The 24,090-nt window shown below is 46.3% G+C and carries 26 protein-coding genes; 22 read left to right on the top strand and 4 right to left on the bottom strand.

Annotation, left to right across the window (positions count from 1 at the left end):
- Positions 1-136: 136 nt before the first annotated feature.
- From ACZ07B_RS18915 to sipU, 6 genes are all read left to right on the top strand, one after another.
- Complete coding sequence (locus ACZ07B_RS18915; RefSeq protein ID WP_003234445.1) at positions 137-490, top strand: hypothetical protein; 354 nt, start codon at positions 137-139, stop codon at positions 488-490.
- Between the two features lie 172 nt (positions 491-662).
- On the top strand, positions 663-2,099 hold the full coding sequence (locus ACZ07B_RS18920) for a PTS mannitol transporter subunit IIBC (RefSeq protein WP_010886406.1): 1,437 nt from the start codon (positions 663-665) through the stop codon (positions 2,097-2,099).
- A gap of 24 nt (positions 2,100-2,123) precedes the next feature.
- A complete protein-coding gene (locus tag ACZ07B_RS18925) occupies positions 2,124-2,555 on the top strand; it encodes a PTS mannitol transporter subunit IIA (protein WP_024573245.1) in 432 nt (143 codons plus the stop codon).
- A gap of 1 nt (position 2,556) precedes the next feature.
- Positions 2,557-3,678: a mannitol-1-phosphate 5-dehydrogenase gene (locus ACZ07B_RS18930; protein ID WP_029946494.1), complete on the top strand. Its 1,122-nt coding sequence runs from the start codon at positions 2,557-2,559 to the stop codon at positions 3,676-3,678.
- A gap of 90 nt (positions 3,679-3,768) precedes the next feature.
- On the top strand, positions 3,769-4,833 hold the full coding sequence (locus tag ACZ07B_RS18935) for a tartrate dehydrogenase (protein WP_217003225.1): 1,065 nt from the start codon (positions 3,769-3,771) through the stop codon (positions 4,831-4,833).
- A 133-nt stretch (positions 4,834-4,966) separates the two neighbouring features.
- The gene (sipU, locus tag ACZ07B_RS18940; protein ID WP_024573243.1) at positions 4,967-5,530 is read left to right on the top strand and encodes a signal peptidase I sipU; all 564 of its coding nucleotides are present in this window, start codon (positions 4,967-4,969) and stop codon (positions 5,528-5,530) included.
- 68 nt (positions 5,531-5,598) lie between these two features.
- On the opposite strand, the gene ACZ07B_RS18945 is transcribed toward sipU, so the two are convergent.
- A complete protein-coding gene (locus ACZ07B_RS18945) occupies positions 5,599-6,207 on the bottom strand; it encodes a dienelactone hydrolase family protein (RefSeq protein WP_217020435.1) in 609 nt (202 codons plus the stop codon).
- 85 nt (positions 6,208-6,292) lie between these two features.
- On the opposite strand from ACZ07B_RS18945, the gene ACZ07B_RS18950 reads away from it, so the two are divergent.
- Complete coding sequence (locus tag ACZ07B_RS18950; protein ID WP_122895042.1) at positions 6,293-6,685, top strand: 3-hydroxyacyl-ACP dehydratase FabZ family protein; 393 nt, start codon at positions 6,293-6,295, stop codon at positions 6,683-6,685.
- Between the two features lie 32 nt (positions 6,686-6,717).
- On the opposite strand, the gene ACZ07B_RS18955 is transcribed toward ACZ07B_RS18950, so the two are convergent.
- Positions 6,718-6,882: a hypothetical protein gene (locus ACZ07B_RS18955; protein WP_032678934.1), complete on the bottom strand. Its 165-nt coding sequence runs from the start codon at positions 6,880-6,882 to the stop codon at positions 6,718-6,720.
- A gap of 132 nt (positions 6,883-7,014) precedes the next feature.
- Here ACZ07B_RS18955 and ACZ07B_RS18960 point away from each other — a divergent pair, with 132 nt between their 5' ends.
- From ACZ07B_RS18960 to ACZ07B_RS19000, 9 genes are all read left to right on the top strand, one after another.
- Positions 7,015-7,764 carry a phosphoglycolate phosphatase gene (locus ACZ07B_RS18960; RefSeq protein WP_003234424.1) on the top strand — a complete coding sequence of 250 codons (750 nt, stop codon included), beginning with the start codon at positions 7,015-7,017 and terminating at the stop codon, positions 7,762-7,764.
- Between the two features lie 205 nt (positions 7,765-7,969).
- Positions 7,970-8,743, top strand: a complete 774-nt coding sequence (pxpA, locus tag ACZ07B_RS18965; protein ID WP_454430704.1) for a 5-oxoprolinase subunit PpxA — start codon at positions 7,970-7,972, stop codon at positions 8,741-8,743.
- Positions 8,744-8,757: 14 nt separating this feature from the next.
- Positions 8,758-9,972, top strand: coding sequence for an NRAMP family divalent metal transporter (locus ACZ07B_RS18970; RefSeq protein WP_024573240.1), 1,215 nt, complete (start codon positions 8,758-8,760; stop codon positions 9,970-9,972).
- Between the two features lie 23 nt (positions 9,973-9,995).
- Positions 9,996-10,769 (top strand): putative hydro-lyase, encoded by a 774-nt coding sequence (locus ACZ07B_RS18975; protein ID WP_010886407.1) that lies wholly within the window; start codon positions 9,996-9,998, stop codon positions 10,767-10,769.
- Between the two features lie 44 nt (positions 10,770-10,813).
- Positions 10,814-11,536, top strand: coding sequence for a 5-oxoprolinase subunit PxpB (gene pxpB, locus ACZ07B_RS18980; RefSeq protein WP_464877545.1), 723 nt, complete (start codon positions 10,814-10,816; stop codon positions 11,534-11,536).
- Between the two features lie 2 nt (positions 11,537-11,538).
- Complete coding sequence (gene pxpC / locus ACZ07B_RS18985; RefSeq protein ID WP_101169847.1) at positions 11,539-12,546, top strand: 5-oxoprolinase subunit PxpC; 1,008 nt, start codon at positions 11,539-11,541, stop codon at positions 12,544-12,546.
- A gap of 15 nt (positions 12,547-12,561) precedes the next feature.
- On the top strand, positions 12,562-13,314 hold the full coding sequence (locus ACZ07B_RS18990) for an IclR family transcriptional regulator (RefSeq protein ID WP_014478857.1): 753 nt from the start codon (positions 12,562-12,564) through the stop codon (positions 13,312-13,314).
- Positions 13,315-13,377: 63 nt separating this feature from the next.
- Entirely contained in the window at positions 13,378-14,019 is a 642-nt protein-coding gene (lipC, locus tag ACZ07B_RS18995; protein WP_024572562.1) for a spore germination lipase LipC, read from the top strand.
- A 172-nt stretch (positions 14,020-14,191) separates the two neighbouring features.
- Positions 14,192-14,437, top strand: coding sequence for a YczI family protein (locus tag ACZ07B_RS19000; protein WP_003240256.1), 246 nt, complete (start codon positions 14,192-14,194; stop codon positions 14,435-14,437).
- 5 nt (positions 14,438-14,442) lie between these two features.
- On the opposite strand, the gene ACZ07B_RS19005 is transcribed toward ACZ07B_RS19000, so the two are convergent.
- Positions 14,443-14,730, bottom strand: a complete 288-nt coding sequence (locus tag ACZ07B_RS19005) for an antibiotic biosynthesis monooxygenase family protein (protein WP_003234413.1) — start codon at positions 14,728-14,730, stop codon at positions 14,443-14,445.
- 150 nt (positions 14,731-14,880) lie between these two features.
- Here ACZ07B_RS19005 and pbpC point away from each other — a divergent pair, with 150 nt between their 5' ends.
- The 4 genes from pbpC (at position 14,881) to ACZ07B_RS19025 (ending at position 21,883) form a co-directional block, all read left to right on the top strand.
- Positions 14,881-16,887 (top strand): penicillin-binding protein 3, encoded by a 2,007-nt coding sequence (gene pbpC, locus ACZ07B_RS19010; RefSeq protein ID WP_464877546.1) that lies wholly within the window; start codon positions 14,881-14,883, stop codon positions 16,885-16,887.
- Positions 16,888-16,987: 100 nt separating this feature from the next.
- A complete protein-coding gene (locus tag ACZ07B_RS19015; protein WP_217003220.1) occupies positions 16,988-17,890 on the top strand; it encodes an aldo/keto reductase in 903 nt (300 codons plus the stop codon).
- A 185-nt stretch (positions 17,891-18,075) separates the two neighbouring features.
- Positions 18,076-20,160 (top strand): mannitol operon transcriptional activator MtlR, encoded by a 2,085-nt coding sequence (gene mtlR / locus ACZ07B_RS19020; RefSeq protein ID WP_327846901.1) that lies wholly within the window; start codon positions 18,076-18,078, stop codon positions 20,158-20,160.
- Positions 20,161-20,371: 211 nt separating this feature from the next.
- The gene (locus ACZ07B_RS19025) at positions 20,372-21,883 is read left to right on the top strand and encodes a class I adenylate-forming enzyme family protein (RefSeq protein ID WP_464877547.1); all 1,512 of its coding nucleotides are present in this window, start codon (positions 20,372-20,374) and stop codon (positions 21,881-21,883) included.
- A gap of 19 nt (positions 21,884-21,902) precedes the next feature.
- Here the strand turns inward: ACZ07B_RS19025 and ACZ07B_RS19030 are convergent, their stop codons facing one another.
- Positions 21,903-22,499: a class I SAM-dependent methyltransferase gene (locus ACZ07B_RS19030; protein WP_216996211.1), complete on the bottom strand. Its 597-nt coding sequence runs from the start codon at positions 22,497-22,499 to the stop codon at positions 21,903-21,905.
- 155 nt (positions 22,500-22,654) lie between these two features.
- On the opposite strand from ACZ07B_RS19030, the gene ACZ07B_RS19035 reads away from it, so the two are divergent.
- A complete protein-coding gene (locus ACZ07B_RS19035; RefSeq protein WP_003246648.1) occupies positions 22,655-23,515 on the top strand; it encodes an SDR family oxidoreductase in 861 nt (286 codons plus the stop codon).
- A gap of 15 nt (positions 23,516-23,530) precedes the next feature.
- Entirely contained in the window at positions 23,531-24,034 is a 504-nt protein-coding gene (gene lyxE, locus ACZ07B_RS19040; protein ID WP_003234400.1) for a D-lyxose ketol-isomerase, read from the top strand.
- Positions 24,035-24,090 lie beyond the last annotated feature (56 nt).

Raw genomic sequence — 24,090 nt, forward strand, 5'->3', positions numbered from 1 at the left:
TAAGCGTAGAGGATTTTAGAGACAGAGACAAGTAAGCTGATGATAAAAAATGTGAAAATGTGTTGAACAGCAACAAAACGAAACAGAAGGGACTCTGGTATAATAGACATATGGAATAGAAAGTGAGGAATACCCTATGAAAGAAACACCATGCCCGAACTGCGGCAAACCTTTGACAGGCGACATGGTCAGATCATCAAATGTGCCTTGTCAATTTCGCTGCGGACATTGCCGGGAACGGCTTTATGAATATAAAGTATCAGCTCCGATTATGCTGGTATCATTAGCGGCTATTGTGCTGCTCATTTATCTTTTGCTGCTCCTCCGCAATGCGGCAGGTTCAATGCTGCCGGCCGTACAGCACGTGCCAATGGCTGTTTTTGCGCTTGTGTGCGCCTATCCCGTCTTTATTGTGAGTGAGCGAATGATCGCTAAGTACGTGATTCAAAACGGCAACATTATTTATAGAGGAAAGAGAAAAGGCTCCTGAAACCAGGAGCCTTTTTATTTTTAAAAAATTGTCACAGTCATGTGCCAAAGTCCTCTTTACTTTCAATTGTATAGGGACTGTAAGCGTTTTAACATAGAGTCAAAGGGAAGCATCATTCTCTGAACATATTTTTGCACCTTACAGCGACAAACAAAACAGGGAGGGTTTATATATGCAGCAGCAAGAACAGCAGCAAGGCGGCATGAAAGTGAAAGTGCAGCGCTTTGGGAGTTATTTGAGCGGAATGATCATGCCGAATATCGGCGCGTTCATCGCGTGGGGTATCATTACCGCGCTGTTTATTCCGGCAGGATGGTTTCCGAATGAACAGTTGAACACGCTGGTCAGCCCGATGATTACGTATTTATTGCCGCTTTTGATAGCGTATACAGGCGGAAAAATGATCTACGACCACCGCGGCGGAGTTGTCGGAGCGACAGCGGCAATTGGGGTGATTGTCGGATCGGATATTCCAATGTTTTTAGGCGCAATGATTATGGGTCCGCTTGGCGGATACCTCATTAAACAGACTGATAAATTATTCAAGGATAAAGTCAAACAAGGCTTTGAAATGCTGATCAACAACTTTACGGCAGGGATTGTCGGCGCGGCTTTAACGATTCTCGCGTTTTACGCCATCGGCCCGGTTGTCCTGACGCTAAATAAATTGCTGGCGGCTGGTGTGGAAGTCATTGTACACGCTAATTTACTGCCGGTAGCCAGTGTTTTTGTAGAACCGGCGAAAGTGTTGTTCCTCAACAACGCCATTAACCACGGAATCTTAAGCCCGATCGGAATCGAGCAAGCATCCCAAACAGGAAAATCAATTCTGTTTTTAGTAGAAGCAAACCCTGGACCGGGGCTCGGCATTTTGCTGGCGTACATGTTCTTTGGCAAAGGATCTTCAAAATCAACGGCTCCCGGTGCGGCGATCATCCATTTCTTCGGAGGGATTCACGAGATTTACTTCCCGTACATTCTGATGAAACCGGCCCTGATTCTCGCAGCCATTGCCGGCGGAGCAAGCGGACTCTTAACGTTTACGATCTTTAATGCCGGACTTGTCGCGGCAGCGTCACCGGGAAGCATTATTGCATTGATGGCAATGACGCCAAGAGGAGGCTATTTCGGCGTATTGGCGGGCGTATTGGTCGCTGCAGCTGTATCGTTCATCGTTTCAGCAGTGATCCTGAAATCCTCAAAAGCAAGTGAAGAAGACCTGGCTGCCGCAACAGAAAAAATGCAGTCCATGAAGGGGAAGAAAAGCCAAGCAGCAGCTGCTTTAGAGGCGGAACAAGCCAAAGCAGAAGAAGCGTCTGAGCTGTCTCCTGAAAGCGTGAACAAAATTATCTTTGCGTGTGATGCGGGAATGGGATCAAGTGCCATGGGGGCATCCATCTTAAGAAACAAAGTGAAAAAAGCGGAGCTTGACATCAGTGTGACCAACACGGCCATTAACAATCTGCCAAGCGATGCGGATATTGTCATCACCCACAAAGATTTAACAGACCGCGCGAAAGCAAAGCTGCCGAACGCGACGCACATATCAGTGGATAACTTCTTAAACAGCCCGAAATACGACGAGCTGATTGAAAAGCTGAAAAAGTAATCTTATAGAAAGAGAGTGATACTCATGCAAGTACTCGCAAAGGAAAATATTAAACTCAATCAAACGGTATCATCAAAAGAAGAGGCCATCAAATTGGCAGGCCAGACGCTGATTGACAACGGCTACGTGACAGAGGATTACATTAGCAAAATGTTTGAACGTGAAGAAACGTCTTCTACGTTTATGGGGAATTTCATTGCCATTCCACACGGCACAGAAGAAGCGAAAAGCGAGGTGCTTCACTCTGGAATTTCAATCATACAAATTCCAGAGGGCGTTGAGTACGGAGAAGGCAACACGGCAAAAGTGGTATTCGGCATTGCGGGTAAAAATAATGAGCATTTAGACATTTTGTCTAACATCGCCATTATCTGTTCAGAAGAAGAAAACATTGAACGCCTGATCTCCGCTAAAAACGAAGAAGATTTGATCGCCATTTTCAACGAGGTGAACTGACATGATCGCCTTACATTTCGGTGCGGGAAATATCGGGAGAGGGTTTATCGGCGCGCTGCTTCACCACTCCGGCTATGATGTGGTGTTTGCGGATGTAAACGACACGATGGTCAGCCTCCTCAACGAAAAAAAAGAATACACAGTGGAACTGGCGGAAGAGGGACGTTCATCGGAGATCATTGGCCCGGTGAGCGCTATTAACAGCGGCAGCCAGACCGAGGAGCTGTACCGGCTGATGAATGAGGCGGCGCTCATCACAACAGCTGTCGGCCCGAATGTGCTGAAGCTGATTGCCCCGTCTATCGCAGAAGGTTTAAGACGAAGAAACACTGCAAACACACTGAATATCATTGCCTGCGAAAATATGATTGGCGGAAGCAGCTTCTTAAAGAAAGAAATATACAGCCATTTAACGGAAGCAGAGCAGAAATCCGTCAGTGAAACGGTAGGTTTTCCGAATTCTGCCGTTGACCGGATCGTCCCGATTCAGCATCATGAAGACCCGCTGAAAGTATCGGTTGAACCATTTTTCGAATGGGTCATTGATGAATCAGGCTTTAAAGGGAAAACACCAGTCATAAACGGCGCACTGTTTGTTGATGATTTAACGCCGTACATCGAACGGAAGCTGTTTACGGTCAATACCGGACACGCGGTCACAGCGTATGTCGGCTATCAGCGAGGACTCAAAACGGTCAAAGAAGCAATTGATCATCCGGAAATCCGCCGTGTTGTTCATTCGGCGCTGCTTGAAACTGGTGACTATCTCGTCAAATCGTATGGCTTTAAGCAAACTGAACACGAACAATATATCAAAAAAATTATCGGCCGCTTTGAAAATCCTTTTATTTCGGACGATGTGACCCGCGTAGCGAGGTCACCTCTCAGAAAACTGGGAGAAAATGATAGACTTGTAGGCCCGGCAAAGAAAATAAAAGAACCGAATGCACTGGCGGAAGGAATTGCCGCAGCCCTGCGCTTCGATTTCACCGGTGACCCTGAAGCGGTTGAACTGCAAGCGCTGATCGAAGAAAAAGGATACAGCGGCGTACTTCAAGAGGTGTGCGGCATTCAGTCCCATGAACCGTTGCACGCCATCATTTTAAAGAAACTAAATCAATAACCGACCACCCGTGACACAATGTCACGGGCTTTTTTTACTATCTCGCAATCTAGTATAATAGAAAGCGCTTACGATAACAGGGGAAGGAGAATGACGATGAAACAATTTGAGATTGCGGCAATACCGGGAGATGGAGTAGGAAAAGAGGTTGTAGCGGCTGCTGAGAAAGTGCTTCATACAGCCGCTGAGGTACACGGAGGTTTGTCATTCTCATTCACGGCTTTTCCATGGAGCTGTGATTATTACTTGGAGCACGGCAAAATGATGCCCGAAGATGGAATACATACGCTTACTCAATTTGAAGCGGTTTTTTTGGGAGCCGTCGGAAATCCGAAGCTGGTTCCCGATCATATATCGTTATGGGGACTGCTGCTGAAAATTCGGAGGGAGCTTGAGCTTTCCATTAATGTGAGACCCGCCAAACAAATGGCGGGCATTACGTCGCCGCTTCTGCATCCAAATGATTTTGACCTCGTGGTGATTCGCGAGAACAGTGAAGGTGAATACAGTGAAGTCGGCGGGCGCATTCACAGAGGCGATGATGAAATCGCCATCCAGAATGCCGTGTTTACGAGAAAAGCGACAGAACGTGTCATGCGCTTTGCCTTCGAATTGGCGAAAAAACGGCGCAGCCATGTGACAAGCGCCACAAAGTCTAACGGCATTTATCACGCGATGCCGTTTTGGGATGAAGTCTTTCAGCAGACAGCCGCTGATTATAGCGGAATCGAAACATCATCTCAGCATATTGATGCGCTGGCCGCTTTTTTTGTGACGCGTCCGGAAACGTTTGATGTCATTGTGGCGAGCAACTTGTTCGGTGATATTTTAACCGACATCAGCTCAAGCCTGATGGGAAGCATCGGCATTGCGCCTTCTGCGAACATCAATCCATCCGGCAAATATCCGTCCATGTTTGAACCGGTTCACGGCTCAGCTCCTGACATTGCCGGACAGGGCCTTGCCAATCCGATCGGCCAGATTTGGACAGCGAAGCTGATGCTCGACCACTTCGGAGAGGAAGAATTGGGGGCGAAAATTCTGGATGTAATGGAGCAAGTGACTGCCGATGGCATCAAAACACGCGACATTGGGGGACAAAGCACAACGGCTGAGGTCACTGATGAAATCTGTTCGCGCTTAAGAAAGCTCTGATGAATCAGGCCGGGGCAGATGGCTGCCCCGGCCTGTCCATTTCCTTACGAAAATTTCCACGAAAGTCTAACCAAGCAGTTCCAAATGCTGTATAATAATTTGGAATTCTTAGGAAAGCATCGGGTGAAGGAAGTTGAATGCAAAAACAATCACGTTAAAGAAAAAAATAAAAATCAAAACGATCGTTGTACTCAGTATTATTATGATCACAGCTCTCATTTTTACGATCAGATTGGTGTTTTACAAGCCTTTTCTTATTGAAGGATCATCAATGGCCCCAACGCTTAAAGACTCAGAAAGAATTCTGGTTGATAAAGCAGTCAAATGGACTGGCGGGTTTCACAGAGGCGACATCATAGTCATTCATGACAAAAAGAGCGGCCGCTCATTTGTCAAACGTTTAATCGGTTTGCCTGGTGACAGCATTAAAATGAAAAATGATCAGCTATACATAAATGATAAAAAGGTGGAAGAACCATACTTAAAGGAATATAAACAGGAGGTCAAAGAGTCGGGTGTAACCTTAACAGGTGACTTCGAAGTTGAGGTTCCTTCCGGTAAATATTTTGTGATGGGAGATAACCGTCTCAATTCACTGGATAGCAGAAACGGAATGGGCATGCCTTCTGAGGACGATATCATCGGTACTGAATCTCTCGTCTTTTATCCATTCGGTGAGATGAGACAGGCAAAATAAAACGCAATGCAACAAAGAACATGGAACGTACGGAACCAAAACACGCGATTATAAAGCACCGTGCGCGTTTAAAAAATTTCTGATGAAACAGGGCGGAGCCGTTTTTCCGCCCCGTTTTTTATGATAGAGAGCGTTTGGAAGAAAAGGGCCCTGTTGAAATAAACAGAATCAGGGTTGGCGAAGCCGTGAAGCGCATCGAATTGATAAATCTCAAGATGGGTATGCTGTTTTTCCCGCAGTTTTTTGATAAGAAGCGCTACGTCAAACGACGGCTCATAATTAGGGAAAAACAATAGGATTGGGCAGGCTGGCACGTGATGAAGAGAGTCGCGTATCCGGGAACCGTAATAACAAACCGATCCGCTCACCTCAGGCATACTGCTGCATTTCCATGCGATAGTAGCCCCCACGCTGAATCCAATCACAAAGATGTGCCGTCCGGCGTTTTGTCTGATCACATTCTGGATGATGGTTTCTCCCGTTTTCAGCCGTTCGTGTTTTGTAAATTGTTCGTATGCCGTTTTTTCTTCTTGCAGTGTGTAGACTTCATCCTCGCCGAGCAGGTTGGGCGTCAACACATCATATCCAGCCATTTTGATCAGCCGGCCCATCTTTTTCATATGGCTGTTTACACCGTATATTTCGTGTACGAGAATGACAAGAGGTTTTGGGGACATAACGGCCTCCTTTTGTGTTTTTTCCATTATATCCTATCGTTTCACTTTAGGCTGAGATATAATGGTCAAAAAAAGGAGATATAAAATGAACTCATTATCTTTGCCTCACCGCTATCCATTTTTGTTTATTGATGGCGTGACGGATAGCGAGCCCGGCAAACATGCGGCAGCTTATAAGCTGATTAGTGAGAACGACTGGTTTATCACTGATACGCAAACAGAAATGCCGTTTTCACTTGTGATTGAAGCGCTTGCGCAAACCGCGGCTTTTACAGGAATTACAGATAAGAACAGCTTGGGATTATTGTCTTCGGTGAAGAAAGCGGAAAAGCTGGGAGAAGCTGTCCCCGGTGACCGGCTTGATCTTACGTTTGAAGTCACGCGCAATCGGCGCGGGTTTGTGTTCGGACATGCCAAGGCATCAGTTGGAGAGCAGCCTGTTGCTGAAGCTGAAATCGGCATCTATATTGAAAAATGAAAAAAACCCTTCACAACATTTTGTGAGGGGTTCTATTTTGTGTCGTAATCCCGTTCGCTTTGAGAGTTATCTCTTTGCTGGCGTTTGTGTTTTTCATCATTCATATTTTCCTTCAGCTCTTCATTAGGAATCGGATCGGTTAAGTCGTTGTGCTCGGGGTTTTCATTTGGTTTGTTTTGCTGTTTTCTTTCTGTCATGTTTGATCACCTCGCCGTTTGTTTTCCTCTTATCCGTTCTCCTCAAACATAGGAAATCGCTTTTTTGTCCCGCTGGGTATAATGTATTAGAATAGAGAGAAGCACAACAAAAAGATAAAGAGAGGTACATATATGTCTGTTCAAAGAGAAGATGTAGATATCAAGCTGATCGCAATTGATATGGATGGTACACTGCTGAACGACGAGCAGCTGATCTCGGATGAAAACCGCAAAGCCATTCGTGAAGCGGAGGATAAAGGTGTGTATGTGGTGATCAGCACGGGCCGGACGCTGATGACGTGCCGGGAGCTGGCGGAATCGCTAAAGCTGTCATCCTTTCTAATCACGGCAAACGGCAGTGAAATTTGGGATTCGAATTTTAATTTGGTGGAACGGAAGCTGCTTCATACGGACCATATTCAAATGATGTGGGATTTGCGGAATAAGCACAACACTAATTTCTGGGCTTCTACGGTGAATAAAGTATGGAGAGGCGAGTTTCCGGAAAACATTACGGATCATGAATGGCTCAAATTCGGCTTTGACATTGAGGATGACGATATCCGAAACGAAGTGCTTGAGGAGCTGAGAAAAAACAAAGAGCTCGAAATCACAAATTCAAGTCCGACAAACATTGAAGTCAACGCGCTTGGCATCAACAAAGCTGCAGCCCTTGCCAAGGTTACGGAAAAACTCGGCTTTACAATGGAGAATGTGATGGCGATGGGCGACAGCCTTAATGACATTGCGATGATCAAAGAAGCGGGTCTTGGCGTCGCAATGGGCAATGCGCAAGACATCGTAAAAGAAACGGCTGATTATATCACGGATACAAATATTGAGGATGGTGTCGCTAAAGCGATTCGCCATTGGGTACTATAAAAAAAGAGAGTCCTAAGATGGACTCTCTTTTTTAGTTTGGCAGGTTTTCTTCTGGGACCATGGTAGGTTTTCTGACAAAAGTATTTCACAAACTGATATGATTCACTTATAATGAAATAAAGTTCAAAAATTCGGAATAGTCGTTCCGAATTTCGGGACAATAAATGACATAAAGCATATCGTTTGCTTTGGCAGGAGGGATTCTGTGTTTCAAATTGATTTAAACTGTGATTTAGGAGAAAGCTTCGGAGCCTACAAGATAGGCCTTGACCAAGATATTTTAGAGTATGTGACATCAGCGAATATCGCATGCGGATTTCATGCAGGAGATCCTAGTGTTATGCGAAAAACCGTCGCGCTTGCAGCAGAAAGAGGCGTGAAAATGGGTGCGCATCCGGGTTTGCCGGATTTACTCGGTTTTGGGCGCCGCAATATGGCGATTTCTCCTGAGGAAGCGTATGATCTTGTCGTTTATCAAATTGGCGCGCTCTCTGGCTTTCTAAAAGCAGAGGGACTTCACATGCAGCACGTCAAGCCGCATGGCGCTTTATACAATATGGCGGCAGTCGATCAAAAACTGTCGGATGCCATCGCGAAAGCTGTCTATAAGGTTGATCCCGGCCTGATTCTTTTCGGTCTTGCTGAGAGCGAGCTCGTAAAAGCGGGAGAACGGATCGGACTACAGACCGCAAATGAAGTGTTCGCCGACAGAACATACCAATCGGACGGCACGCTGACACCGCGCTCCCAGCCGGACGCACTCATTGAAAGTGATGATGCCGCCGTCACCCAGGTCATCAAAATGGTGAAAGAAGGGGCGGTCAAATCTCAGCAAGGACATGATGTGCCATTAAAAGCAGATACAGTCTGCATTCATGGAGATGGAGCCCATGCGCTGACATTTGCGCAAAAAATCAGAAAACATCTCAAAGCGGCTGGAATTGAAGTGACAGCTATTTCAGAACAGAGGTCAACATAAAGGAGGAACAATAGATGGAGCAGCAGAAAAAGACAGCAGGAAAAAAAGCGGGCAGCTGGTCATTGCTGATGGGCGCCGCCTTTTTAATGGCGACATCAGCAATCGGACCGGGTTTCCTCACCCAAACCGCAACATTCACAAACACACTCGCAGCAAGCTTCGGTTTTGTCATCTTAATCTCTATTATTTTAGATATTTTCGCCCAAACCAATGTGTGGCGCATCATCGCCGTTTCTGGAAAACGAGGTCAGGAAATTGCGAATATGGTGCTTCCCGGATTGGGGTATTTCATCGCCATTCTCGTCGTGCTTGGCGGACTAGCTTTTAATATTGGGAATATCGGAGGGGCCGGGCTGGGGCTTCAGGTGCTGTTCGGCATTACACCTGAAACAGGCGCTTTAATCAGTGCTGTTATTGCCATTTTGATTTTTGTCATCAAGGAAGCAGGAAAAGCGATGGACCGTTTTACGCAAATCGCGGGGTTCGTGATGATTATTTTAACGGTCTACGTTGCGGCGACGACAGCTCCTCCGGTCGGACAGGCAGTCGCAAATACATTCGTCCCGGAACACATCAGCATATTTGCCATTGTCACCCTAGTGGGCGGAACCGTCGGCGGTTATATCACATTTGCCGGAGGACACCGTTTGCTTGATGCCGGAATTAAAGGGAAGGAATCCATTCCGCAGGTGACAAAAAGCTCGGTTGTCGGCATTTTAATTACATCTGTCATGCGTATCGCTCTTTTTCTTGCGGTTCTAGGCGTTGTATCGAAAGGCCTGCACATCGATGAAAGCAACCCGGCGGCCTCTGTCTTCAAACTGGCTGCAGGAAATGTCGGTTATAAAATTTTCGGATTGATCATGTGGTCTGCGGCGATTACGTCTGTTATTGGAGCAGCCTATACATCTGTTTCGTTTTTCAAAACCTTTTCTCCAAAAATTGAAAAGAATTCACGCGGTATTATTATCGGATTTATTGTGATTTCTACGTTAGCTTTTATCACAATCGGCCAGCCTGCGAAGATCCTCGTCCTTGTCGGTTCACTGAACGGCTTAATTCTGCCGATTGCACTCGGAACGCTGCTTGTTGCCGCCTACAAGAAAAACATTGTCGGTGATTATAAGCATCCGCTTTGGCTGACAAGCACAGGCGCGCTTGTAGTGATTGTAATGGCAGTTATGGGAATCTACACGTTAATTACACAACTTCCTCAATTGTGGAGCTGATATAAGTGGAGCAATTAAACAAAATGGCGCCAAAGGATGTACGCGCCCTGATACGAGAGGGGAAAATAAACGGGCCGACCGCAGGCATGTCCGGCGGCTACGCCCAAGCGAATCTTGTGGTTTTGAAAAAGGACCTTGCTTTTGACTTTCTGCTGTTTTGCCAGCGAAATCAAAAGCCCTGCCCCGTGCTGGATGTGACTGAAGCAGGTTCGCCTGTGCCGTCTCTGGCTGCGCCTGATGCTGATATCAGAACGGACTTTCCGAAATACCGTATTTACAGGCACGGTATCTTAACGGAAGAAGTATCTGATATTACGCCATACTGGGAGGACGATTTTGTCGGCTTTCTGATCGGATGCAGCTTCTCCTTTGAACAGGCACTGATCAATAATGGGATAGCTGTCCGGCATATTGATGAAGGGACAAACGTCTCGATGTATAAAACGAATATCGATTGTGTTCCGGCGGGGGCGTTTCACGGACAGATGGTTGTCAGCATGAGGCCGGTTCCTGAACGGCTGGCTGTACGTGCCGCACAAGTGACCTCGCGTTTTCCGGCTGTGCACGGAGGGCCGATCCATATCGGTAATCCGGGAGCAATCGGGATTCGCGATCTCGGGAAACCGGATTTCGGAGATGCCGTTTCCATTCGTGACGGCGAGGTTCCTGTTTTTTGGGCATGCGGGGTGACCCCGCAAGCCGTGGCTATGAATGTAAAGCCTGAAATGGTCATCACACATGCGCCGGGGCATATGCTCATCACAGATATTCGAGACGAGTCGCTTGCGGTGCTGTAACCTCTCGTCATCCTGATGAACGAGAAATAAAAGAGGTGAGAAAGATGACTGTACGATATCAAATCGAACAGCTCGGTGATTCTGCAATGATGATCCGATTCGGAGAAGAAATCAATGAACAGGTTAACGGCATTGTCCATGCCGCGGCCGTTTATATAGAAGAACAGCCATTTCCGGGATTCATTGAATGTATCCCGGCTTTTACAAGTCTAACCGTATTTTATGATATGTATGAAGTGTACAAGCATTTGCCTCAAGGCATAAGCTCACCTTTTGAGAAGGTCAAGCGCGATGTCGAAGAGCGGCTGGTAGAAATAGCCGAAGACTATGAGGTCAACCGCCGTATTGTAGAAATTCCTGTCTGCTATGGCGGTGAATTCGGTCCGGATTTAGAAGAGGTGGCGAAGATCAATCAGCTGTCACCGGAGGAAGTAATCGACATTCATACAGACGGTGAATATGTGGTGTATATGCTTGGCTTCGCGCCCGGTTTTCCTTTTCTAGGCGGGATGTCAAAACGCATTGCAGCTCCGAGAAAATCATCACCAAGACCGTCGATTCCCGCAGGTTCGGTCGGTATTGCGGGATTGCAGACAGGCGTTTATCCGATTTCAACGCCGGGCGGCTGGCAGCTGATCGGCAAAACGCCGCTGGCTCTTTTCCGGCCGCAGGAAAACCCGCCGACATTGCTGCGGGCGGGAGATACTGTGAAATTCGTTCGCATCTCAGAAAAAGACTATCACGCCTATAAGGAGGAGTCCAATTGAGCATGAAAGTATTAAAGCCCGGACTGCTCACAACGGTTCAGGATATAGGCAGAACGGGTTACCAAAAATACGGCGTTCTGGCCAGCGGCGCTATGGACACGGTTTCACTGCGCATTGCCAATCTGTTGATAGGAAACGGCGAAAATGAAGCAGGTCTCGAAATAACGATGATGGGGCCCGGTCCGTCGTTTCATTTTTCAAAACAGACACTGATTGCTGTGACAGGGGCGGACTTCACGCTGCGTATTAATGACGAGGAAGCGCCTTTATGGAAGCCTGTGCTCATCAAGGAAAACAGCACGGTCAGCTTTGGCCCCTGCAAACTCGGCAGCCGTGCTTATTTGGCGGCAGCCGGCGGCATCGAGGTGCCTGCCGTCATGGAAAGTAAAAGCACATACGTCAGAGCAGGCATCGGCGGACTTCATGGCAGAGCGCTTCAAAAAGAAGATGAACTGAACATTGGAGAGATGTCAGCTCTTTCGCAAACCATCCTTTCCCGCTTAAGTTCGCAGCTTGGAAAACAGGGATTTGCAGCACCGAAGTGGTCAGTCAGCCGCGGCAGATTTCTGCCATTGAAGAAGAATCCCGTCATTCGGGTGCTGGAAGGAAAGCAATTTGCCTTTTTCACAGAAGAATCAAAAACGCGTTTTTATCAAGAAGCATTTCGTGTCACGCCGCAGTCTGACCGTATGGGCTACAGGCTCAAAGGAGAACCGCTCGAACTGAAGGCCCCGCTTGAGATGGTGTCGGAAGCGGTTTCATTCGGAACAGTTCAGGTGCCGCCTGACGGCAACCCGATTATCCTGCTTGCAGACCGGCAGACGACTGGCGGCTATCCGAGGATCGCGCACATCATATCCGCTGATCTTCCGATTGTTTCCCAAATCATGCCGGGTGAGCACGTCCAGTTTGAGCCTGTGTCCCTTCAGGAGGCAGAAGCGCTTGCGGTAGAACGGGAACAGCATATAAAAGAACTGAAAACGAGAATAAAGATGGAATGGCTGACATAGCAAAGGGGATGCATGATGCAGAATAAAAACAAAACCGTAGTCAAATCTATGGCGCTGCTTAATTTGTTTTTGCACAAACCAAGCCTAACCTTAAGTGAACTGGTGTCGCTGACGGGAATGCCGAAGACCTCTGTTCACCGGATGGTCAGCTCCTTGGAGGAAATGGGGTTCCTCAGTCGGGATGCGTCCGGCGCTTATTCGCTGGGATTGGTGTTTTTGGAATTCGGACAGCTTGTCGCTGACAGGCTGGATATCAGAAAAATAGCGAAACCGGTGATGGAAGAGCTGTGCCGGGAAGTGGATGAGGCCGTGCAGTTGATCATGAGGGACGGCAATGAAGCGATATACGTTGAGAAAATAGAAGGGACACAGACTGTGCGGCTGTATACGGCGATCGGCAGGCGTTCCCCCCTATACGCGGGAGCGTGCGCCAGAAGCATTCTGTCCTTTCTTCCCCGTGAAGAAATCGAAGCATACATCAAACAAACCGAGCTCATTTCGATTGGCTCCGGAACGATTACCGATCCCGAAAAACTGCTTCAGGAGATTGATGCCTCTGTGCAAAATGGCTATACTGTCAGCTATTCAGAGCTCGAAAACTATACGGCGGCGATCGGCGCCCCGATCTTTAACCATAAGCGCCAGGTGGCAGCCGGCATTAGCATTGCAGGCTTTGAAGCGAGATTTACAGAAGACAGGCTGCCCTATTTAACAGAAAAGGTGAAGGACGCCGCTTTACAGATTTCAAGAAAAATAGGATATACATAAGTAGCCAATCTTTTCTCTGCTGCGTACATTAACGTATCGACGTTCAAGAGTGGAGGAAAGAACATGATGCTTCGATATACAGCTCTGGGCGATTCCTTGACGACAGGGAGAGGCTCCGGGCTGTTTTCACCCGGCTTCGTCCAGCGTTTTGGGGACATGATGGAAGCTGACTTGAAAACAAGAACGGCAATAAACATATTTGCCAGATCAGGCCTGAATACAGAAGAGATTTTGGGACTCCTGTCATATCCCTATGTGCAAAAATGCATTCGAGATGCTGATATGATAACGATCACAGGGTGCGGAAACGATCTCATCGATTCGGTCTTAGCCTACCAAACCTCTAAGGATGAAACGATTTTCAGCCGTGTATCCGCCCATTGCCATGAGAATTTTGAAAAGATGATTGCCAAAATCGCCGAGATTAAAGGAGAAAATCCTTCCCCGTACGCCATCCGAGTGTTCAACTTATACAATCCGTTTCCCGGCATTGAAATCGCCGGCAAATGGATCACATCCTTTAATTCACATTTAGAAACACTTGCATCAGCACCCCATGTCAAAATCGCGGATGCCTATAGCATCTTCAAAGGCAAGGAGCGGGAATATCTGTCCTTTGACGGTGTCCATCCGAACTGCAAAGGCTATCAAGCGATGGCTGAAGCCGTTCACAAGCTAGGCTATAAAGAATTATCAGTTTCATAAAAAACGCGCCTCATGACAGGCGCGTTTTTTATGTGTGATCGAAATATTAAAAGAAACTTAAAATTCTCTGTCTTCTGTTCTACAGACAAACAAAGTGCGCTAGAATAATGGAGGGCGTAGGCAAATATAGCCATAACGTTCAATATTTCGTATATAAGGAAGGATGGTCCTTTTGTTTCGGATTTTTAAAATGTCTTTTGCGGTTATCATTATTATACTGGCGCTTATTGCTTTTAACTATACGGAACACACCTCTGTTATCCAATCAGTCATGCTCGTCTTTCTTGGTGCGGTCATGTTTATGCAGGGGCTTGAAGAACGCAAAAAAGAAAATGACGGCTCAGGCGCTTTTAATATTTATACCGCCGTTTTTGTATGGTCTGTCTCCCTTATCGGTTTTACACTTCATATTATATAAATCTATTACACATCCTGAAAATGCTCGACCGTCGGGAACGGGGTATAGAACCGATGAAGCAAGGCTTTCCACTCTTGATACTCTGAAGAACCGCGAAAGCCTTCCGTATGGTCCTCAAGTGTTTCCCACTCCACAAGAAGCAGATATTTATGCGTTTCCTCCATGCATTTTGATAACGAGTGAGTGATATAGCCCTTCATGCCGGAAATAATCGGCGCCGCTTGCCGGAATGCATCCTCAAACTCTTGTTCAAGGCCTTCTTTAATGTGAAGCATTGCTGCCTCCCTGACCATGCTATCCCTTCTTTCTGTCTTTTCAAATAGTCTACAGCAAACGATAGGAGATTTCTGCAAAATCGGTGAACTTTTCCTTCATTTTCAAAAAAATCTTGCACGCACCAATTCAATTAAGAGAAAATAACAAGTGGAAGGCAGGGGAAAGTCATGTTAAAAAAGTGTATTCTACTAGTATTTCTATGCGTCGGATTGATTGGGTTAATCGGATGCTCCAAAACAGATTCACCAGAGGATCGCATGGAAGCATTCGTGAAACAGTGGAACGATCAGCAATTCGATGACATGTATCAAAGCCTGACTAAAGATGTCAAAAAAGAAATCTCCAAAAAAGATTTCGTCAACAGGTATAAAGCCATCTATGAGCAGGCCGGCGTAAAAAATTTGAAAGTCACTGCGGGAGAAGTAGATAAGGACGATCAAGACAACAAGACAATGAAACATATCCCGTATAAAGTCAGCATGAACACAAATGCCGGCAAAGTCAGCTTCAAGAATACTGCTGTGCTGAAATTAGAAAAAACAGATGACGAGGAGTCATGGAATATAGATTGGGACCCATCGTTTATTTTCAAGCAGCTGGCTGACGACAAAACCGTGCAAATTATGAGCATTGAACCGAAACGAGGCCAAATTTACGATAAAAATGGAAAAGGTTTAGCTGTCAATACAGATGTTCCGGAAATTGGAATTGTTCCCGGAGAGCTTGGCGATAAAAAAGAGAAAGTTATAAAAGAACTCGCCAAAAAACTTGATTTGACTGAAGACGACATCAAGAAAAAGCTGGATCAAGGCTGGGTAAAAGACGATTCGTTTGTGCCGCTCAAAAAGGTCAAGCCTGACCAGGAGAAATTAGTTTCTGAAGCGACGTCATTACAAGGCGTAACAAGAACGAATGTCAGCTCCCGCTACTATCCGTATGGCGAAAAGACAGCCCATTTGACAGGCTATGTCCGCGCCATTACAGCGGAAGAACTGAAGAAAAAGAAAGAAGGAACGTACAGCGATACGTCTAACATCGGTATCGCCGGACTTGAAAATGTGTATGAAGACAAGCTAAGAGGCACAACTGGCTGGAAAATCTACGTGCCGCAAACCGGGGAAGTCATTGCTGAAAAGAAAGCAAAGGACGGCGAGGATCTTCACCTCACAATTGATATCAAAACGCAAACGAAGCTGTATGATGAACTGAAGGATGACAGCGGGGCGGCAGTCGCGCTGCAGCCGAAGACAGGCGAAACACTAGCCCTTGTCAGTGCGCCTTCCTACGATCCAAACGGATTTATTTTCGGCTGGAGCGATAAGGAATGGAAAAAGCTAAACAAAGATAAAAACAATCCGTTTTCAGCGAAATTCAATAAGACATACGCGCCAGGTTCTACCATTAAACCGATTGCGGCTGCTATTGGAATCAAAAACGGCACCCTTAAAGCCGATGAGAAGAAAACAATTAATGGCAAGGAGTGGCAAAAAGATTCGAGCTGGGGCGGCTATTCAGTGACACGTGTGTCTGAGAGACTTCAACAAGTCGATTTGGAAAACGCCCTTATTACGTCAGACAATATTTATTTTGCCCAGAATGCGCTTGATATGGGAGCGGATACCTTCACAAAAGGCTTAAAAACATTCGGTTTTTCAGAGGACGTTCCGTATGAATTCCCGATCCAGAAATCGTCTATTGCAAATGACAAGCTTGATTCAGACATTTTGCTTGCGGATACAGGCTACGGACAAGGGCAAATGCAAATGTCTCCGCTTCACTTGGCAACTGCTTACACGCCATTTGTTGACAATGGAGACCTTGTCAAACCGACGCTGATCAAAAAAGATTCACAAACAGCTGATGTTTGGCACAAGCAAGTGGTCACCAAGGAAGGAGCGGCAGACATTACAAAAGGTCTGAAAGGCGTTGTGGAAGATGAGCGCGGATCAGCGTATCAGCCTGTCGTAAAAGGAATCACAGTGGCCGGGAAAACAGGAACAGCCGAGCTGAAAACATCAAAAGATGATAAAGACGGCACGGAAAATGGCTGGTTTGTCGGCTACGATTACAAAAACAAAGACCTGCTTGTAGCCATGATGATCCAAAATGTGCAGGACCGCGGCGGCAGCCACTATGTCGTTGAGAAAGCGAAAAAGCAATTTCAATCGAATTAAAATGTCTTTTTAAAAGGAGCGAAAGGAAAAAGGGGATCTGAGGCCGAATGAACTAGTAAGGGGCAAAACCCGGTTTATACAAAGAAAAGAGGGATTTTGCATGCAGCGTATTCAATTGGCGGAGGATCTTCAATTTTCAAGAGTCATACACGGGCTTTGGCGGCTGAATGAATGGAACTATTCAGATGCTGAACTTCTGAGTCTCATTGAATGGTGTATCGATCATGGCATCACGACCTTTGATCATGCGGATATTTATGGAGGCTATACGTGCGAAAAGCTGTTTGGAAACGCCCTTGCCCTTTCGCCTGGATTAAGAGAAAACATAGAGCTGGTCACAAAATGCGGTATCGTTCTTGAATCGCCTGAACGGCCCGCTCACAGATCGCATCATTATAACACAAGCAAATCGCATATTTTGGCATCCGTTGAGCAATCGCTTATGAACTTAAGGACGGATTATATTGATGTGCTGTTGATTCACAGACCGGACCCGCTCATGGATCCGGAGGGGGTAGCAGAGGCGTTTCAGGCCTTGAAATGCTCTGGCAAGGTCAGGTACTTTGGCGTTTCAAATTTTAAAGATCACCAGTATCGGATGCTGGAATCGTATTTGCCTGAGAAGCTTGTGACCAACCAGATTGAGCTTTCCGCATACGAATTAGAAAATATGCTCGACGGCACTTTGAACCTGTGCCAGGAAAAACGGATTCCGCCGATGGCTTGGTCGCCTCTGGCAGGCGGCAAAGTATTCACTGAAAACACGGATAAAGACCGACGTGTCCGCACGGCGTTTGAATCCGTCCAAGGGGAAATCGGCGCCGCTTCATTGGACGAGGTCATGTACGCATGGCTGTATACGCATCCGGCCGGCATCATGCCGATTGTCGGAAGCGGAAAGCGCGAGCGGATTTCCGCCGCGATAAATGCGTTGTCATACAAGCTTGACCAGGATCAATGGTTCCGCATTTTTACAGCCGTACAGGGTTACGATATTCCATAAAAAGCATCAGCTTACCAGCTGATGCTTTTTCAATATTGTCACACCGCTTAGTGCCAAATTACCATTTATAAGTGATTGATTCTTTCTTGAAAGCGTTTTATATTAAAGGAAAACCTCTCTATATCCTCTACTGCATCTCCTTGCGACTTCATCCGCACATCAAGATTGTCTAGGAGGTCTTTTTTATGTATATGACTGCCAGAGAACAAAAGCTGTTAAAGCACTTATTATTACAAAACAGATATATAACCGTAACTGAGCTTGCTGAGCTGATGCAAGTCAGCACGAGAACCATTCACAGGGAACTCAAATCAATTAAACCGCTGATGGAAACCGTGGGGCTTACGTTAGATAAACAGCCCGGTAAAGGGTTGAAAGCAGTGGGAAGTCCCGAGGATAAACAAAAGCTGCTTACTGATTTATCATATGAACAGCATGAATACAGCGCCGACGAACGGAAACTGCTCATTCTTTGTTCGTTATTAGAGTCTCAGGAGCCCGTCAAACTATACACGCTTGCTCATGATCTCCAGGTGACGAATGCCACGGTCAGCTATGACTTAGATGAGCTCGAGAAGTGGATTTCCCCCTTCGGACTGACACTGATCCGCAAAAGAGGTTTTGGCATCCAGCTCATAGGGCCGGAGAATGCGAAACGGAAAATTGTCGGCAACTTGATTGTGAACCGTCTCGACATCCAAATGTTTTTGGAAGCGGTTGAATTAAACATCAAAGGAAAAGCCGATTCTTCAGAGAAAATGTTCGGGGTTGTCAGCAAAGGCGAGCTGCTAAAAATGGAGCGCATCTTATTTCAGCTCAAAGAAAAAATCGCTTTTTCATTGTCCGACAGCTCCTATATAGCGCTCGTCGTCCATCTGACGTATGCGATCGAACGAATTAAGCTTGGGGAAACCATCACCATGGAGCAAAATGAGCTTGAGGAACTGAAGAACGCGAAAGAATACAGTTCGGCTCTTGAAATCGCGGGCGAGCTTGAACGTGCCTTCGGCGTGACGATTCCAGAGGCGGAGGTCGGCTATATTACAATCCACCTTCGAAGCGCCAATCGAAAATACAAAACAGAATACAAAGCGCAGGAAATTGAGCTGGAAACAGCCCTGCAAACAAAGCGGCTCATTGGTTTTATTTCAGACAAAATCAGAATGGATCTGACGAAAAACTACTCTTTATATGAAGGCTTGATTGCCCATTTGGAGCCGGCCGTCAGCCGCATAAAAGAAAATATTGAGATATACAATCCGATGAAGGAACAGATCAAGCGCGATTATTTTCTGCTTTATATGGCGATCGAAGAAGGCGTCGAAAAGTATTTTCCGGGCATGTCCTTTTCTGATGATGAAATCGCTTTTATCGTTCTTCACTTTGGCTCGGCTCTTGAAATCAAAAAAGAAGAAGCAAAAGTGAAAGCGCTTGTCGTCTGCTCAAGCGGGATCGGCTCCTCGAAAATGCTTGCCTCCAGACTGAAAAAAGAGCTGCCGGAAATTGAATCGTTTGATATGTCATCTCTGATCGAGCTAAAGGGGAAGGATGTTCAAGCCTATGATATGATTGTGTCCACTGTACCGATTCCTTATGAAAACATTGATTACATCATGGTCAGCCCGCTATTAAATGAGGAAGACGCAAACCAGGTCAAGCAGTATATCAAGCGGAAGATTCCCCTTATTCTTAACAAAAAAAGAAGCCCGAAGGAAGAGGCGCAGCAAGCTGATGTACCTGACATGCTGGAGGCGGCGGAAAGCATAGGGCGGTATATGGAGGTTATCCAAGATGTTCTGCGCCATTTTACGCTAGCTCCACTCAAAACAAACCCGGACCATAGCATGCTTCTGCTAGAGCTTTTTCAACAGCTGAAGAAGGATGGCCTGATCCGTGATCCGGAAAAAGCCGCGGTTTGCCTGGCTGAGCGGGAGAAACAAGGGGGATTGGGAATCCCCGGAACAAACATGGCGCTTTATCATCTCAAAAATGATGAAATCGTCCTGCCTTTTTTCAAAATGTTTGATCTCAGCACCTCCTATGAAGTGGATGGCATGGACGGAAATACCCTCAGGATGACACGCATTCTCGTCATGATGGCGCCTGGCTCATTATCTGCTGAAGGCTCGGAGATTTTAAGCGCGATCAGCTCGGCAATTATCGAGAGCGGAGAAAGCATGGCGGGGTTTCAGGAAGAAGGAGAACAAGAATTGTATCAGCGGTTAAACCGCATATTTTTCACATGGATGAAAGAAAAAAACATACTGTAAACCTGCATGGCACACGTCAAAAATTTGGCGTGTGTTTTTCTGTGGATGGGGAACAAAATAAGAAAATGTGGGACTATTTTATCATTCAGTATTGGAATAATTCCAAAATGAAATAGTTTTACAAGTTATCTTTTTTGGGTTAAAATGGGTGAGGTAAGGAAGAAAATCTAACAAATTATTGAAGATTCAAGAGAATATAGGAGATGACGATATGGAAACATTACAGCATCTGATTCTGCATGACATGCCGAATAGCGAAGAAATAGAGGCTGTAAAAAGCGGAGACCATACACTGACATATAAAGGTTACCGTAAACGGATTAATCAGCTGGCGAATGCCATGCTTCAAAAAGGAATTCAAAAGGGTGACCGTGTTGCATTGCTTTGCAAAAACGGCCATCCCGCCTCAACTGTTATGTTCGCCGCGCTTGAAATAGGTGCTGTTGTCGTACCTGTCAGCTGGCAGCTGAAACCATATGAAATGACAGGCATTTTAAAAGCAAGTGAACCGAAAGCGATGTTTTACGGAGCGGAGTTTAAAGAGACACTGAATGAAGTTCTTCCTGAATTGTCCTCACTGTGTGTAACAATGGAAACAGGAACAGCTTACGAAACATCTGCTGAATTTGAAGCGCTGTTTGCAGGTCCTGATCATTTGCCAGAGACGGAAATGGTTTCCCCTGATGATACAGCACTTCTGATGTTTACATCTGGAACAACGGGAAACCCGAAAAGATGCATGATTACACATGGCGGCATATACAGATACGTTAAAAAATCCAACAGCTCAATAGCACGCATGAAGGGCCTTCGTTTTCTCGCGTGCCATCCGATTTATCATACGAGTGCGCTCATTTGCATCATGCTTGGAACGTTTGCAGAAACAACCTTTGTGTTTACAAAGGATCAAGATCCTGTTCACATGCTGAAGGTCATTGAAGAAGAAAAAATTCAAACTGTGATGGCTCTTCCTGTGTTTTACACGTATTTGCTTGAAGCGTGGGAAACGCATCAAACCGACTTATCTTCGCTTGTGATTTTAATGACAGGCGGAACAAAAGTGCCGAGCAGCCTGATCCGCCGCTATCTTGATATCGGCATTCCGCTCGCACACGGCTATGGAAGCACTGAAGCTTGGGGAATCAGCGCATGGATGCCTGATATGGGAATGGATAAAGCGGCATCTGCAGGAAAACCTGTGGCAGGTGTTAAAGTCAAAGTGGAAGATCCTCTGACCGGAGAAGAACTTCCTCAAGGAGAAATTGGCGAAATCGTTGTTCATACTCCATTCTTATTTAAAGGCTATGAAGACAATCCTGAAGCAACAGCGAAAGTGCTGCAAAATGGATGGTTCAGAACCGGAGATTCAGGCTATGTGGATGAAGATGGCTTTATTTTCATCACGGGACGCTACAAGGATGTCATTATTTACGGAGGCGATAACGTCTATCCTGATCAGGTTGAAGAAGTTATCCAGCAGATCCCGGGAATCCTTGAAACGGCTGTGGTCGGTATTCCAGACCCGCTTTACGGTGAAAAACCGAAAGCTTTTATCGTGAAAAATGGCGGCCAGCGCATCACGGCAGAGGATGTCATCGCATTTTGTAAAGAACGCCTGTCCGCTTACAAAATACCTGAAGTTGAATTTGTTAACGAACTGCCGAAAAACAACCTTGGCAAGGTGAAAAAAGACGTCCTGCGCAATCAGGCTGTACATTCATAAAAGAAGAAGCCCGCCCACTTTATGTGGCGGGCTTCTTTGCAGTTGCACAGACGGAAAGCTCAGGCTTAATGTTCTTAAATTCTATATCAATGTCTTCGAAGCCGGCTGCTTTAAAGTCAGCAATCATCTGTCTTCCAAATGATTTGGTTTTCTCAGGACTGGCATCCGCTTCCCGCGGCTGCATCGTAATGGCTGCTTTGCCGCCTGGCTTTAATGCCCGATAAATCTGTTTCATGCCTTTTGTTTGGTCATTCCAAATGGTGTAGTTGTTAACGGAAATCACTTTATCATAAAACGAGGCGGGGAGAGGAAATGTCTCGATGCTTCCTTGTATCAGGCGCACACCCTTGGATTTCACTCTGCGGGCGGCCATCTTCAGCATGGCCTCTGACACATCAATCCCATGAAGCTGAACATCCTTCTCGCGTTTCAGCACCTGCTCTATGCAGTATCCCGGGCCAAACCCGACTTCTAAAATGCTGTCCCCGCGCGTGATACCCAGCTGATTGATTGTCCACTGATTCAGTGTTTGATTTTCAGCAGCCATGATGTACCCGGCAATCATGCCGATGACGCCCTTTGGCCTGCTGAATCTTCTAGAAAGCATGTTAATCATTCAGCAACCAACCCCCTTTTTGAGCTAATTTCCTCCCAGCGTTCCATGTGAAACATTTTTCTGATAAAGCAATGCGAAGGTGCTAAGCCATGTTTATCCAAAGAGTGTGTGAGGTACACAACAAATAGACATGAAAACAAAGGAGGAGAATCATCATGGCAAATTATCCAAAAGAACTGCCGGCACAAACTCAAAGTCGCCAGCCGGGAATTGAAAGCGAAATGAATCCAAGTCCGGTGTATGAGTACGAGGATTATAAAGGAGCAGACAAATTAAAAGGAAAAGTAGCTCTTATTACAGGCGGCGACAGCGGGATCGGACGCGCGGTTTCCGTCGCTTACGCAAAGGAAGGCGCAGACATCGCCATTGTGTATAAGGATGAGCATGAAGACGCTGAGGAGACGAAGAAACGTGTTGAACAAGAAGGCGTAAAATGCCTGCTGATTGCTGGTGACGTAGGTGAAGAGGAATTCTGCAATGAAGCGGTTGAAAAAACGGTCAAGGAATTAGGCGGCCTTGACATCCTTGTCAACAATGCAGGTGAACAGCATCCGAAAGAAAGCATCAAAGATATTACGAGCGAACAGCTTCACCGCACATTCAAAACAAACTTTTATTCTCAATTTTATTTGACTAAAAAAGCAATTGATTACCTGAAACCGGGCAGTGCCATCATCAATACGACATCCATCAACCCGTACGTAGGGAACCCGACACTGATTGATTATACAGCGACAAAAGGGGCGATCAATGCCTTTACAAGAACAATGGCGCAGGCGCTTGTCAAAGACGGCATCCGTGTAAATGCAGTCGCGCCGGGTCCAATCTGGACGCCACTAATCCCAGCTACGTTCCCTGAAGAAACAGTTGCTCAATTTGGGCAAGATACGCCGATGGGCCGTCCTGGACAGCCTGTTGAGCACGTCGGCTGTTATGTGCTTCTGGCATCAGATGAGTCCTCTTACATGACAGGTCAGACCCTGCATGTCAACGGCGGAAACTTTGTGACGACATAAGAGGGAGTGAGACATATGGGCATCACGAAAGAAGAAGTGAACAGCTACTATCAAAAAGCAGGGATTGTATTAACGGACGAGGAAGTAGACCAAATCCAGCTGATGGATTACGGCTTAGGAAAAGAAAGAAAAGTCGGGCTCCAGCTCTTCGTCTACGTCAATACAGACCGTTATTGTTCAAAGGAATTGGTGCTGTTTCCGGGACAGACTTGCCCGGAACACCGCCATCCGCCGGTCGACGGCCAGGAAGGCAAGCAGGAGACCTTCCGCTGCCGCTACGGAAAAGTGTATCTTTACGTAGAAGGAGAAAAAACGCCGCTTCCAAAGGTTCTACCTCCTCAGGAAGACAGAGAACACTATACGGTTTGGCACGAAATTGAGCTAGAACCGGGCGGGCAATACACGATTCCACCAAATACAAAGCATTGGTTCCAGGCCGGGGAAGAAGGTGCCGTCGTGACGGAGATGTCATCGACGAGCACGGATAAACATGATATCTTTACCGATCCACGAATATAAGGATGGGCTTAACAGCCCATCCTTTTTGTATTGAAAAAAACAGAATCATCGCTATA

The sequence above is a fragment of the Bacillus sp. 9.4 genome, from assembly GCF_055486415.1.

What these genes read in the sequence shown, in the direction of transcription:
- ACZ07B_RS18945 (WP_217020435.1), bottom strand. Translation starts at nt 6,207, where the DNA reads ATGTCCCCAAAACCTCTTGTCATTCTCGTACACGAAATATACGGTGTA.
- ACZ07B_RS18990 (WP_014478857.1), top strand. Translation starts at nt 12,562, where the DNA reads ATGCAGAATAAAAACAAAACCGTAGTCAAATCTATGGCGCTGCTTAAT.
- ACZ07B_RS19030 (WP_216996211.1), bottom strand. Translation starts at nt 22,499, where the DNA reads ATGATTAACATGCTTTCTAGAAGATTCAGCAGGCCAAAGGGCGTCATC.
- ACZ07B_RS19035 (WP_003246648.1), top strand. Translation starts at nt 22,655, where the DNA reads ATGGCAAATTATCCAAAAGAACTGCCGGCACAAACTCAAAGTCGCCAG.
- ACZ07B_RS18960 (WP_003234424.1), top strand. Translation starts at nt 7,015, where the DNA reads ATGTCTGTTCAAAGAGAAGATGTAGATATCAAGCTGATCGCAATTGAT.
- ACZ07B_RS18935 (WP_217003225.1), top strand. Translation starts at nt 3,769, where the DNA reads ATGACGATGAAACAATTTGAGATTGCGGCAATACCGGGAGATGGAGTA.
- ACZ07B_RS18955 (WP_032678934.1), bottom strand. Translation starts at nt 6,882, where the DNA reads ATGACAGAAAGAAAACAGCAAAACAAACCAAATGAAAACCCCGAGCAC.
- mtlR (WP_327846901.1), top strand. Translation starts at nt 18,076, where the DNA reads ATGTATATGACTGCCAGAGAACAAAAGCTGTTAAAGCACTTATTATTA.
- pxpB (WP_464877545.1), top strand. Translation starts at nt 10,814, where the DNA reads ATGACTGTACGATATCAAATCGAACAGCTCGGTGATTCTGCAATGATG.
- lipC (WP_024572562.1), top strand. Translation starts at nt 13,378, where the DNA reads ATGATGCTTCGATATACAGCTCTGGGCGATTCCTTGACGACAGGGAGA.
- ACZ07B_RS18915 (WP_003234445.1), top strand. Translation starts at nt 137, where the DNA reads ATGAAAGAAACACCATGCCCGAACTGCGGCAAACCTTTGACAGGCGAC.
- ACZ07B_RS19015 (WP_217003220.1), top strand. Translation starts at nt 16,988, where the DNA reads ATGCAGCGTATTCAATTGGCGGAGGATCTTCAATTTTCAAGAGTCATA.
- ACZ07B_RS19025 (WP_464877547.1), top strand. Translation starts at nt 20,372, where the DNA reads ATGGAAACATTACAGCATCTGATTCTGCATGACATGCCGAATAGCGAA.
- ACZ07B_RS18970 (WP_024573240.1), top strand. Translation starts at nt 8,758, where the DNA reads ATGGAGCAGCAGAAAAAGACAGCAGGAAAAAAAGCGGGCAGCTGGTCA.
- pbpC (WP_464877546.1), top strand. Translation starts at nt 14,881, where the DNA reads ATGTTAAAAAAGTGTATTCTACTAGTATTTCTATGCGTCGGATTGATT.
- ACZ07B_RS18950 (WP_122895042.1), top strand. Translation starts at nt 6,293, where the DNA reads ATGAACTCATTATCTTTGCCTCACCGCTATCCATTTTTGTTTATTGAT.
- lyxE (WP_003234400.1), top strand. Translation starts at nt 23,531, where the DNA reads ATGGGCATCACGAAAGAAGAAGTGAACAGCTACTATCAAAAAGCAGGG.
- ACZ07B_RS18975 (WP_010886407.1), top strand. Translation starts at nt 9,996, where the DNA reads ATGGCGCCAAAGGATGTACGCGCCCTGATACGAGAGGGGAAAATAAAC.
- ACZ07B_RS18930 (WP_029946494.1), top strand. Translation starts at nt 2,557, where the DNA reads ATGATCGCCTTACATTTCGGTGCGGGAAATATCGGGAGAGGGTTTATC.
- ACZ07B_RS19005 (WP_003234413.1), bottom strand. Translation starts at nt 14,730, where the DNA reads ATGGTCAGGGAGGCAGCAATGCTTCACATTAAAGAAGGCCTTGAACAA.
- ACZ07B_RS18925 (WP_024573245.1), top strand. Translation starts at nt 2,124, where the DNA reads ATGCAAGTACTCGCAAAGGAAAATATTAAACTCAATCAAACGGTATCA.
- pxpC (WP_101169847.1), top strand. Translation starts at nt 11,539, where the DNA reads ATGAAAGTATTAAAGCCCGGACTGCTCACAACGGTTCAGGATATAGGC.
- ACZ07B_RS18920 (WP_010886406.1), top strand. Translation starts at nt 663, where the DNA reads ATGCAGCAGCAAGAACAGCAGCAAGGCGGCATGAAAGTGAAAGTGCAG.